Source organism: Exiguobacterium sp. AB2 (genome assembly GCF_000696055.1).
Taxonomy (GTDB): Bacteria; Bacillota; Bacilli; order Exiguobacteriales; family Exiguobacteriaceae; genus Exiguobacterium; species Exiguobacterium alkaliphilum.
Map to the genome: position 1 here is coordinate 1 of NZ_JNAA01000078.1, position 10777 is coordinate 10777.

The window sequence follows — 10777 nt, forward strand, 5'->3', positions numbered from 1 at the left end:
ACACGCATCCATCCCTCTTTTCGTACCCTCGCCACTTTTTTGTAATGAGAGGTAGAGAACACGTCATGGAGGCGATGCTACCCTTTGCCGCCCTCAATCTCAAGAAGATGGCAGTCTTGGCATGCAAGGACGTCCAATCCGCCTGAACAGGGTCTCGGGCAGAGCGCCTCAAGGCCAGAAATCGAAAAAGTCACGTTTCAGTTCGCCTGAAACGTGACTTTTTCTACAATCTGGAAGGACACTCGCCTAGCGGGTGTCCTTCGTTTTATTTTAATCTAGCCAAATAATAGCGCACGATCCCATAAGCCAAGACGAGCCCGACGAGCGCATCCCACGTCCCGCCAAATAGAAGGGACACGAGCCCAAGCCCAATTGCCTGCATGACCAGGAGACGGAGCGTCCACCACTTGTAGGCGGCCAGCCGCTCGGCGCGCGTGATCGGGAGCCATGACGCGATCGAGACGGAGTCGAGTCGTTTGAACAGCGGGACGAGTTGGAGTGCCGTCAATCCGACGAAGAGCGGGACAACCAGCCCGACGTACCAACCGCCAGACAGCCACATGACAAGAATGGCGACGAGCGACAGCCGAAGCATCAAGTCGAGCGAGTCGTTCGAACGCACGATTCGTAACCCATACACGTATCGAGCCGCGTCGGTACGCTTGAGTATATAACGGTTCATCACGTTCACGATAAACGGTCGTGCCTTCACGTCTTCTCGCATGTCCGGCAAATCGACGAACCAGCTGACGACCCGGTTGAATTGCGCCTTGCTCGCCTGTTCAAGTATGAGCCAGTCTAAAAGCGGAATCCGCTCGTTTCGTTTGACGTGGAGATAGAGAAGCGCCACTAGTGGCGGCACGATCGTCGCGAGCAGCCAGCCCATAACTAGGACGCCTGCGCTAAAGATGGCACTGATGATCCCGACGTAGCGAACCCCTTCGAGCTTCGCCAATCGACCGACGACGGACAACAAGACGCTCGTCAAGACAATCGCGAGCACTTCCCCGGACGTCACATCGAGTGTCCGGACGAGAAGCGGCAAGACGACGAGCATGAGTAAGATGGCACGCACCCCCGCAAAGACGACGTTGAAGAGGCGAACACCGTTCATGTAAGCGCGAATGTTTCCAAGTTGCGGCAATAAAAAGACTTGGTCCGCCTCTTGAAGTAACGTCCGTGGGCGGTGACCGAGCGGCAAAACCAAGAAGGCGAGTGCGACGACCCAAACACTCGGAAACGAAGAATCGATACCGTTCAAAAATTGGTTGTAGACGAAAGCGCCATAGATGAGCGTGAAGTAGAGCGTGAACAACAGGCCGCCGTTCGCCACGTAGCGGCTATATTTCACGACGTCCTCCACCCAGACGCCGAACCGTTGTCGAAATACGTTCATCGTTTTCGCTCCTCGGCCTCAATCGCCTCGACATAAATGTCGTCGAGCGATGCGAGCGCGTCGAGCCCGTACGCTTGACGCAATTCTGCTGCCGTCCCGGTCGCGATGACGACGCCTTGGTGTAAAAAGACGAAGCGATCACAGTGGCGTTCGGCTGTCTCGAGGATGTGGGTCGACATCAAGATGGCGCTGTCTTCTTTATATTCGTCAAACAATCGCAGCAGCTGTCGAATCGCGAGCGGGTCGAGTCCGACGAACGGCTCATCGACGATGAGGAGCGGTGTCTTCGTCACGAGCGCACATAAAATCATCGCCTTTTGACGCATTCCTTTCGAGAAGACTGACGGGAACCAGCCAAGTTGCTTCTCCATCCGCATGTCTTTCGCCAGACGCTGCGTCCGTTCTTCTAACTCTTCGTCTGGTAAGCCGTACGCCTTGCCCATGAGCGCCAAGTGTTCCCGGAGCGTCAGCGTCTCATACAAAATAGGGGTCTCGGGTATATAACTTATTTTTTTGCGATAGTTTTTTTCGGAAGACTCTAACGTCTCCCCGTCGACCGTGACCGTCCCTGACAACGGATTGAGCAGTCCTAAAATATGTTTAATCGTCGTCGACTTCCCGGCTCCGTTTAGCCCTATCAGCCCGACGAGCTCCCCTTTTTTCACTTCAAACGAAATATCGTGCAGCACTTGCTTTCCTATATAACCGCCGTTCAACTTGTCGACGTGCAACATGAAAACTCCACCCCTCATTTTCAACTTTTTTTGTGATATATGTTTTAAAAGCTGTCACATGGGAATAATCTGAACTGTAAGGCATTTTAAAACTTATTCAATACTTCCATTGTTCCATAAAATTGTTAAGAAGGACAATGGATAAAACAGAAAGGAGAATGTTTTTATGGGTTGGATTATCACGTTGATTGTCGGGGGTATTATCGGTTGGTTAGCAGGTCTTATTTTAGGTAAGGATGTACCAGGTGGCGTCATCGGGAACATCATTGCCGGGATCATCGGTGCTTGGCTTGGCGGCCTCATCTTCGGAGACTTCGGTCCTGCAGTTGGCGGCATTGCCATCGTACCAGCACTTCTCGGTGCGATTATCTTGATCTTGATCGTATCGTTCGTCATGAAATCAATGCGTAAACGCTAATCACAAGCCTACCGAAAACGGGACCCTCATCATCGAGGGTCCCGTTTCTCGTTCAGCGGATGACGACGTACAGTTTGCCGTTCCGTTCCAAGAAGCGTTTATCCGTTTGAAAACCGAACAGCGTGAAAATTGACTCGAGGAGCGGCCGGTCGTAACGCCACTCCGTCCCACCGTCCACCTCGATTCGCTCGGCCGGCTCACCAATCAACGCAATCAAGTCATCCGGCCCCTTAGCGAGATCGATGTCGATGCGACTGACGCGACCGCCGTCAAACGTCACGTCAAACCCGTCATAGCGCCACACGCGCTCCGTTTCGCTCACCGGCTCGCCGACGGCTTCCTTGACCGCGTCCGTTCGTTTATTCATAAGCCCGTCAATTACTTCGATGGCATGGCCCGTCTGCGCCTCGACCTCGATTTCAATCAGCTCGGTCCGATCGAGGTCGAACTGTCCCGCGATCACTTCGCTCGTCTCCGGTCGCAGGGAGAAGGCGAGCTCGTCCACGTCGACAAGCGTCACCGTCTCTTCCTGTGTCCGTGTCGTCCCGTCCACGACCGCGACCGCTTTCACGTCGTATCGTCCCGGCATCCGGTCGAGGGTGACGGTCTCCCCCGCTTCTTCGAGTCGCGCGGCTTGAATCCCGTCCACCCAGACGTTCGTGTACGGGACATCGGTCGTCACGGTCAATTGTTTCGGTAACAGCTCAATCCGATAATCGGAGAAGCCGAACCGCCCTTCCCCTGTGTCAATCAGTCGGAATAAGCCATCCCCGCTCGCTGCTGCGTCTTCACGGTCGGTCGCGACTTCGGCGATCGCCTCGCTACGAATGCTCGGTTCGTCGTTCAACCAGCGGATGAAGCGGAGCGTCTCGGCCCGTGTGAGCGGCTCGTTCGCATATTCGACGTCCTGTTCAAAAAATCCGACATCCTCGGTCAACAGCGCTTCTTTGAATCGAACATGAATCCGTTCGTTTTCAGCAGCCGGTTGATATCCTAAGAAATAGATAAGACCAGCCGCGACGAGAAAGACAGTCGCGCTCAGGAGACCGATTCGTAGCCGTCGCTTCCGGTCATGTCTTTTTTTACGCTCATAATTCACGTGTCCACCTCCTGTTCCGTTTTTGTTCCTTTTATTGTAGAGGAGGCCGATTGATTCGGACAATCGTTCTTCCGCCCGAGCTTCCATGTTATGATGGAAACGAGTACTTACATTCGATTGGAGGACGTGCCATGCATACAGAAGAGTCTTGTATTTTTTGTAAAATCGTCAAAGGTGAAATCCCGTCTCACAAAGTTTATGAGGATGATGTTGTCGTCGCCTTCCTTGATATCTCCCAAGTGACGAACGGCCATACGCTCGTCATCCCGAAACACCACGCCCGTAACATTTATGAACTTCCTGAGACGGTCGCATCTGACGTATTCAAAGCCGTCCCGCGCATCGCGAACGCGATTCAACTTGAGACAGGGGCAATCGGTATGAACGTCTTATCGAACGCCGAGGAAATCGCCGGTCAGACGGTGTATCATTTCCATATCCATTTGATTCCGCGCTTCGGTCATGACGACGGATTCGGGGCCAAGTGGGAGACGCATGCGGACGACTATTCACAAGACGCGCTCAAGACCCTCGCCGCTAGCATTTCAAAACACGTCTAAACGAAACGGACCAGGCGCACGCCCGGTCCGTTTTTTTATGTCGAATTGATCGAATCGTGATGGCGTTTCCGCTCTTCCTCGATTTGCGCCCGTTCGACTTGTAACTTGATTGCCTGCTCGTATAACTGTTGCCGCGATTTGACAGATTCCGCTTGTTCGAATTCTTTTCTTAACAAATTTAGACGGGCGTCTATTTCAATCAGTCGCTTTTCAAGCAAAGTTTGTTTCCGCGTCTGTTCGTTCTGTTCCGACGCTTCATATCCCGCCTCGAGTGCTTCCATTATTGTCTGTGCCCAAGGGTCATCTCCCAGTCGCTTGGCCGCGTTATACAGGTCTAACATGTCATCAACCCAACGCTTTTGCATATTCACTGGAGGTCACCTTCCTTTACCTATAGTTTAAAATAAAATGATTTTTCGGTCAAAATTGAATGTTCTGAAAAATTTTATTTAAGATATAGGTTTTTAATCTCTCTTTTTTGGTAAAATAATATGAAAAGAATGTATTCTAGTATCAGCGTGCTCGAGGAGGGGAAAGTATTGTCGAATCACAATCGTCGCGATTGGGTTGCTTTTGGCTTCGTCGTAGCGTTTTTAGGAGCTGCGACCGTGAAAAAACTCGCCCGCGGAACGGCGAATGACGCGGCGGCCAATCAACACCGAGCGTCTACAATCACTACGTTGAAAGAACAATTCCAAAAAGTCGCTAAAGATGCGTCGCAAGTTGCGGCGGCAGGTAAGTTACAAGGAAAAGAACTGGCAGATCAAGTGAAAGCCGAAGTCGAACGCTATCAACAAGACATTCAGCCTTCAATCGAGCGGATCCAAGGAAACCTTAACGAGCTTTCAAACGTACAGTCAGATATGGCCGAAGCGAAAGCGAAACAGACCGACTAAGCGGTCTATCGTCATCGTCCGTCGTTTTAGTCACATTGTATCCGGAAAGGGTGGATCGAGATGGATCAAGAAAAAGAGTTTACAGGCCCTGAGGCCATGTTGTATAGCCATAAAATCATTCAACTCAGTAAAGCATTGTGGAAGACGGTCGAGAAGGACTGGCAAAATTGGATTAAACCGTTCGATTTGAACATTAACGAACATCATATCTTATGGATCGCGCACGCGCTCGGGGGCGCCTCGATCTCAGAAATCGCCAAGTACGGCGTCATGCACGTCTCGACGGCGTTCAACTTCTCGAAGAAGTTAGAAGACCGTGGTCTACTTACGTTCTCAAAGAAAGAGACCGACAAGCGTAACACGTACGTCCAATTGACGCCAGAAGGTGAAGCGCTCTTGCTTGAGACGATTCACGCGTTCGACCCGGAAGAAAACGGTGTGTTCCGCGCCTCGTTGCCGCTCCAAGAACTATACGGCAAATATCCGGACTTGACGGACATCACCGCGATCGTGCGTCGCCTCTACGGAGATAACTTCATGGACATCTTTGCGGAGACGTCGAAGATGATCACCGAGGAGGCCGGTCGCCGCCCTGAGGACGATGAACTGACGAAAGAAGCTTGACCTGCCGATAAAGCGGCTCGGTCACGTCGAGCGCAATCTGTTGCTTGACGCATGCCGCTAAAATGGTCTCAGCATCGAGCGCCGGGTGTAACATCCCGACGAAATTGACGAGCAAGGGTTCTACGGACGACAAGCCGTAACGCCCTTGCTCGTTTTGTTGTTGGCGAATCTCCTCTAACAAGGCGTAGAACGCTTCGACGTCGTCTCGCGTCAAGTTCGCCCGAATGACTTCATATTCGAAGGGCCGGTCCGACCAGTCGACCGACTGCATCAACAGCTCCATTTGATATGACAATTGTTTCATTTTCTCTTCTAACGACACGTTTCCCACCCCATCATTTCACATTCTCTTTTACCATTATACGATACGTTTCTGTGCTATGATACTGTACAGGCAACAGAACAGCTGTCATGATCTAGAAAATGTGATATAGTCGGACATAGAAACTTATTGATTTTTAGGGGTGGAATATATGTCAAACGGAATGACAAACGAACCAAAGAAACAAGATAAGAAGTTTTCAACGGGCGCCCTCGTCGGCGCATCTGCACTCGCTCTCGTCATCGGCGCAGGCGGCACGTACGCTGCGACAAACGGCGGCGGCGGCGCATCGGACGATTCGACTGTCGTCTCATTCGAAGGCGGCGAGATCACACGCGGTGAAATCGCGAACATGAGTTACGACCGCATGGTCCCACAACTCGCTTTCCAAGAGACGATGAACGAACTTCTCGAAAAAGAGTACGGCGACAAAGTCGAGCAAGACAAAGTCGAAGAAGAGTACAGTAAAACAGAAGAACAGTTCAACTCGACAGAAGAGTTCGAACAAGCGATTCAACAAGCCGGCATGAGCGGCACGGACGAGTTCAAAGAGGCACTCCGTGGCCAGATGCTCGTCGATGCAGCAAAATCTGAGCTCGTCGACGTGACGGACGAAGAAATCGAAGCACAGTTCGCGAAGGAAAACGTTGAAGTCCAAGCGAGCCATATCCTCGTCGAGACGGAAGAGGAAGCACAAGACATCATCAAGCAGTTGAATGACGGTGCGGACTTCGCAGAACTCGCGAAAGAGAAATCGACGGATACAGGTTCTGGTGAACAAGGCGGCGACCTCGGCTACTTCTCAGCCGGTGCGATGGTGCCTGAATTCGAAGAGTACTCGTTCCGTGAAGATGTCGTCGGCGAAATCTCTGAGCCGATTCAATCACAGTTCGGATACCACGTCATTAAAGTCGTCGACCGCAAAGAGAAAGACTTGAAGCTCGAGGATGAGAAAGATCGCATCCGTGAAGAACTCGCAGCCGAGAAAGCAGCATCGGTTGATGCGAACAAGATTTACGCCGAGTTGATTGAAAAATATAACGTCGACGTGAAAGACGCGAAAGCCTCGCAACAGTTCGATGCAGTCAAAGAAGCTGTGAAAGCCTCTGAAGAAGCACCAGCTGAAGAAGCACCAGCTGAAGAAGCACCAGCTGAAGAAGCACCAGCTGAAGAAGCACCAGCTGAAGAATCAACTGAACAATAAGCCATAAACGGTCGCCCTCACAAATGAGAGCGACCGTTTTTTCATAGGTTCGGTTTATAGAAAGCGCGATTGTCGAGCGCCATGACGCGTTCTGTGAACGTCCCCGGCTCGACGCCTTCGAACGCCTTGTCGAACATGTTCATGCGTGCGTCGATATTGTCGATGAAGAACAGCATCTCCGCTTCTGGAAGTTGCGGTGCGTTCGCCGATCCCCACTCCGGCTTGCCGTGGTGGCTGAGGACGAGATGCTGAAGCAGCGTCACGACTTCGCGGTCGGTACCGAGCTCACGGGCCACGACTTCAATTTCGGATGCCATGAGCGACAAGTGTCCGAGCAACTTGCCTTCGAGCGTGTATTCCGGTGTGATCGCATCCGACAGTTCAATCACTTTTGCCAAATCGTGCAAGACGACACCCGAGACGAGCAAGTCCCGATTCAATTGCGGATACAGGTCGCACATCGCATCGGCGAGTTTCAACATCGACATGACGTGGAAAGCGAGGCCTGAGTAGACGGCGTGATGGTGCCGCACGGCCGCCGGATACGTCAAGTACGCCTCTTCATTCCGGTCGACGATCGACTGGACGAGCTGGCGCATCCCGTCGTGACGAATCGCATCGATATACGAGCGAATCGTCGCTTCGAGCTCCGGCTTCGCGACCGGGGCGGAGCGGACGTACGGTGCGATGTCGGTCTCCCCTTCGATGATGGAGATTTGCTTCAGCTTCAGTTGCGTGCGTCCACGGTAATCCATCACCTCACCCGAGGCATGGACGATTTTTTTCATCGCATACTTGTCCGTGTCGGCGCTGTCCCACAGCTTCGTCTCAATCTCCCCGCTCTCGTCACATAAGATGAGCGTCAAGTACGGCTTCCCGTTCCCGGCCAGTCCCCGGTAAGATTGTTTAATCATCACATATTGGTCTAACGTGTCGCCCACTTTGAGCTGTCCGATTTTTGTCGCCAATGCTAGCACCTCTCTCTAATTCAGTACCTCCATCTTAACGAAACTTCTTCCGAGATGCCAACTTTCTTATCAATTCGGGAATAGTGGATAGAGAATGGAATTGGAGGAATGGAAGATGAAGTGGAACTGGTACACACGGCCCGAGGAGTCCGTGCACATCGATCAGCGTTACGAGGAGGCGTACACGTATTGGCTCGATCAACTGACGACAGCGAAAGTCACGAAAATCATCGTCGGCGATCGCTATCTATACGGCTCGCTCACCCTCGACTATGAACAGCTTGAGCGGGAACCTCAAAAGGTCGGACACTACTTTGTCGGGCCTGATTTCTTATGGACGATCGGGTTTGACGATTTGTTTTGTGAAGTCGTCAAAGCAAAACGTTATGAGACGCCGCTTGAAGCGTTCTATGAGCTGCTCGCCGAGAGAATGGACTATTACTTTCACGGGATTGACGAGTACGAGGAGCGTCTCATGATTGCCCAGCGTGAGATGAGCGGACAAGTGCCGCCTGAGTTCATGAATGAGATTTTCGGGCTCCGCAGCGAAATCGAACGTTGGTCAGATACAGTCGTCCCGTATCGCGAACTGTTACAGGCCGGTCGGGAGGCGTTCCTCGACATGGACTTGAACGAGTTGAAGCCTTACCGGCTCGCGACGTATCGCGTCGAACGACTGCTCGGATCGATTGAACACTATCAGGACGACGTCATCGCCATGACCGACCTCGCCGCGACGCTCTCGAACTTTCGCGGGAACGAGATCATGAAGGCGCTCACCGTCTTCACGGCGCTGACGACCCCCGTCGTCGCGTTCGGCGCCATCTGGGGAATGAACTTCAAAGAGATGCCCGAGCTCGACTGGCCGCTCGGTTACGTCTTCGCCTGGGCGATGATTCTCCTCTTTACCGTCATCATCCAAGTGTGGTTGAAACGGAAGAATTGGATCGGCTCGCTCCTACAGTTTCCGACGCAAGTGAACACGAAGCAAGCAATCAAGAGGCAGAAAAATAAAACATCGAACAAAAGTTCGGTATAATAGACTTAAATTGATTTGAATGGAAAGGAGAATGACATGGAACGCCTCATCATCCACGTCGACATGGATGCGTTTTACGCCTCGGTCGAGCAGCGGGACCGGCCTCATCTTCGCGACAAGCCCGTCATCGTCGGAGGAGCACCCCATAGCCGTGGTGTCGTCGCGACCTGTTCGTACGAGGCAAGAAAGTACGGCGTCCACAGCGCCATGTCATCTCGACGGGCGTTCGCGCTCTGTCCTCAGGCGACGTTCGTCAAACCTCGCTTTCAAGCGTACCGCCAAGTGAGCGAGCAAGTCATGGCCATCTTCAAATCGGTCACCCCACTCGTCGAACCGTTGTCGCTCGACGAAGCGTATTTAGACGTCACCGATAACGCGCTCATGAGCACGTCCGGCACATATGTGGCCCGTTATATCCTCGGAGAAATCAAACGCCGGACCGGGCTCACTGCCTCGGCCGGTGTCGCCCCGTCGAAGTTCGTCGCCAAAATCGCGTCCGGATTTCAAAAGCCGAACGGGCTGACCGTCGTCACGGCGCAAGAAGTCGAAACGTTCCTCGCCCCCCTGTCGATCACCACGATGCACGGCGTCGGAAAAGTGACCGCGCAAATCTTATTCAAGCACGGCTTCGAGACGATTGCCGATCTGCAGCGAGCAGACGTCGCACAACTAAAAGCCATCTTCGGCCATGACCGTGGGACACAACTGTTTGAACTCGCCCACGGCCGCGATAGTCGCCCGGTCGTCCCCACACGGGAACGGAAATCGATTGGCTCTGAGACGACGTTCGCCTTCGACCTCGATGACCCGGAAGAAGTGTTTGAACGGGTCGTCCCGGAAATCGAGGACGTCTTGCGTCAACTCGACCGTCGTGAGCTCAGTTGCCAGACCGTGACGATTAAAATCAAGACGAGTGAGTTCCAGGCACGGAGCCATCAAATCAAACTGAACCATCCGACACACGACCATGACGAGATTAAACGGCTCGCCCGTCGTCTGTTCGATGAGATGGCAATCAGTGAACCCGTCCGTTTGATTGGGATGACGGCCTCCGAATTAATCCCGCGGACGGAGACGGCGCGTCAACTCACGTTCGAGGAGCTCGCGACACGTCCCCTTGAAGAATGAATGACCATTCAGTACAATGGAGATACAAAGGGGGCAATGGAGATGGCACAGTATATGATCACCGCGTTTGAAAACGATGGCACAATCGTCTTGAACGAGACGCTCGACGCGAAGGACGATCACGAGGCGAAGGAGAAAGGGCTCTTGCGGCTTCGTGAGGCGAACCATGATGGGAAAGGGGCACGCATCGTCCGGCACGGCCAAATGATTTATTTCGAGCGTTGCAAGCTTCCTGGGAAGCTAAAAGGGACAGCCTCATAACAAGAAACGCCTCGGGTATCCCGAGGCGTTTCAGCTTGTTGACTAACATCAATCGAATCGCTCGTCCTTCCGACGCCCACGCTTTCCGCAGGCAATCCCGGAGCCGCATCGCGACTAGCGTCGCTGCC

Annotated in this window: 14 protein-coding genes; 8 read left to right on the forward strand and 6 right to left on the reverse strand. The window is 52.8% G+C overall.

The features are described from left to right. Positions 1-265: 265 nt before the first annotated feature. Positions 266-1396, reverse strand: a complete 1131-nt coding sequence (locus tag DI14_RS10530; protein WP_034808332.1) for an ABC transporter permease — start codon at positions 1394-1396, stop codon at positions 266-268. Beyond that, positions 1393-2130, reverse strand: coding sequence for an ABC transporter ATP-binding protein (locus DI14_RS10535; protein WP_034808334.1), 738 nt, complete (start codon positions 2128-2130; stop codon positions 1393-1395). Before DI14_RS10535 ends, DI14_RS10530 begins: the two co-directional genes overlap by 4 nt. Positions 2131-2296: 166 nt before the next feature. On the opposite strand from DI14_RS10535, the gene DI14_RS10540 reads away from it, so the two are divergent. Beyond that, positions 2297-2548, forward strand: a complete 252-nt coding sequence (locus DI14_RS10540) for a GlsB/YeaQ/YmgE family stress response membrane protein (RefSeq protein WP_024371796.1) — start codon at positions 2297-2299, stop codon at positions 2546-2548. Between the two features lie 52 nt (positions 2549-2600). Here the strand turns inward: DI14_RS10540 and DI14_RS10545 are convergent, their stop codons facing one another. Next, positions 2601-3647, reverse strand: coding sequence for a hypothetical protein (locus tag DI14_RS10545; protein ID WP_034808336.1), 1047 nt, complete (start codon positions 3645-3647; stop codon positions 2601-2603). 131 nt (positions 3648-3778) lie between these two features. Here DI14_RS10545 and DI14_RS10550 point away from each other — a divergent pair, with 131 nt between their 5' ends. Further along, positions 3779-4207 (forward strand): HIT family protein, encoded by a 429-nt coding sequence (locus DI14_RS10550; RefSeq protein WP_034808337.1) that lies wholly within the window; start codon positions 3779-3781, stop codon positions 4205-4207. Positions 4208-4242: 35 nt separating this feature from the next. On the opposite strand, the gene DI14_RS10555 is transcribed toward DI14_RS10550, so the two are convergent. After that, positions 4243-4572 (reverse strand): hypothetical protein, encoded by a 330-nt coding sequence (locus DI14_RS10555; protein WP_235193448.1) that lies wholly within the window; start codon positions 4570-4572, stop codon positions 4243-4245. 243 nt (positions 4573-4815) lie between these two features. On the opposite strand from DI14_RS10555, the gene DI14_RS10560 reads away from it, so the two are divergent. Both DI14_RS10560 and DI14_RS10565 read left to right on the forward strand, forming a co-directional pair. Next, positions 4816-5103 (forward strand): hypothetical protein, encoded by a 288-nt coding sequence (locus DI14_RS10560; RefSeq protein WP_235193449.1) that lies wholly within the window; start codon positions 4816-4818, stop codon positions 5101-5103. Between the two features lie 60 nt (positions 5104-5163). Next, complete coding sequence (locus DI14_RS10565; RefSeq protein ID WP_034808343.1) at positions 5164-5727, forward strand: HTH-type transcriptional regulator Hpr; 564 nt, start codon at positions 5164-5166, stop codon at positions 5725-5727. On the opposite strand, the gene DI14_RS10570 is transcribed toward DI14_RS10565, so the two are convergent. Next, positions 5672-6049, reverse strand: coding sequence for a DUF1878 family protein (locus DI14_RS10570; protein ID WP_235193450.1), 378 nt, complete (start codon positions 6047-6049; stop codon positions 5672-5674). The genes DI14_RS10565 and DI14_RS10570 overlap by 56 nt on opposite strands. Before the next feature lie 151 nt (positions 6050-6200). On the opposite strand from DI14_RS10570, the gene DI14_RS15085 reads away from it, so the two are divergent. Further along, a complete protein-coding gene (locus DI14_RS15085) occupies positions 6201-7253 on the forward strand; it encodes a peptidylprolyl isomerase (protein ID WP_051622687.1) in 1053 nt (350 codons plus the stop codon). 41 nt (positions 7254-7294) lie between these two features. Here DI14_RS15085 and DI14_RS10580 read toward each other — a convergent pair whose 3' ends face one another. After that, positions 7295-8221 carry an HD domain-containing protein gene (locus tag DI14_RS10580; RefSeq protein WP_034808345.1) on the reverse strand — a complete coding sequence of 309 codons (927 nt, stop codon included), beginning with the start codon at positions 8219-8221 and terminating at the stop codon, positions 7295-7297. Between the two features lie 115 nt (positions 8222-8336). On the opposite strand from DI14_RS10580, the gene DI14_RS10585 reads away from it, so the two are divergent. The 3 genes from DI14_RS10585 to DI14_RS10595 are packed head-to-tail and all read left to right on the forward strand — an operon-like array spanning position 8337 to position 10649. Further along, positions 8337-9260, forward strand: a complete 924-nt coding sequence (locus DI14_RS10585; RefSeq protein ID WP_051622688.1) for a CorA family divalent cation transporter — start codon at positions 8337-8339, stop codon at positions 9258-9260. A 36-nt stretch (positions 9261-9296) separates the two neighbouring features. After that, positions 9297-10388 (forward strand): DNA polymerase IV, encoded by a 1092-nt coding sequence (dinB, locus tag DI14_RS10590; protein WP_034808346.1) that lies wholly within the window; start codon positions 9297-9299, stop codon positions 10386-10388. A gap of 42 nt (positions 10389-10430) precedes the next feature. Continuing rightward, positions 10431-10649 carry a YhzD family protein gene (locus DI14_RS10595; protein ID WP_034808348.1) on the forward strand — a complete coding sequence of 73 codons (219 nt, stop codon included), beginning with the start codon at positions 10431-10433 and terminating at the stop codon, positions 10647-10649. The last annotated feature ends 128 nt before the right edge of the window (positions 10650-10777 follow it).

Excerpts from the sequence above, each read along its gene's own strand:
- DI14_RS10530 (WP_034808332.1), bottom strand. The coding sequence starts at position 1,396 with ATGAACGTATTTCGACAACGGTTCGGCGTCTGGGTGGAGGACGTCGTG.
- DI14_RS10535 (WP_034808334.1), bottom strand. The coding sequence starts at position 2,130 with ATGTTGCACGTCGACAAGTTGAACGGCGGTTATATAGGAAAGCAAGTG.
- DI14_RS10540 (WP_024371796.1), top strand. The coding sequence starts at position 2,297 with ATGGGTTGGATTATCACGTTGATTGTCGGGGGTATTATCGGTTGGTTA.
- DI14_RS10550 (WP_034808337.1), top strand. The coding sequence starts at position 3,779 with ATGCATACAGAAGAGTCTTGTATTTTTTGTAAAATCGTCAAAGGTGAA.
- DI14_RS10555 (WP_235193448.1), bottom strand. The coding sequence starts at position 4,572 with ATGCAAAAGCGTTGGGTTGATGACATGTTAGACCTGTATAACGCGGCC.
- DI14_RS10565 (WP_034808343.1), top strand. The coding sequence starts at position 5,164 with ATGGATCAAGAAAAAGAGTTTACAGGCCCTGAGGCCATGTTGTATAGC.
- DI14_RS15085 (WP_051622687.1), top strand. The coding sequence starts at position 6,201 with ATGTCAAACGGAATGACAAACGAACCAAAGAAACAAGATAAGAAGTTT.
- DI14_RS10585 (WP_051622688.1), top strand. The coding sequence starts at position 8,337 with ATGAAGTGGAACTGGTACACACGGCCCGAGGAGTCCGTGCACATCGAT.
- dinB (WP_034808346.1), top strand. The coding sequence starts at position 9,297 with ATGGAACGCCTCATCATCCACGTCGACATGGATGCGTTTTACGCCTCG.
- DI14_RS10595 (WP_034808348.1), top strand. The coding sequence starts at position 10,431 with ATGGCACAGTATATGATCACCGCGTTTGAAAACGATGGCACAATCGTC.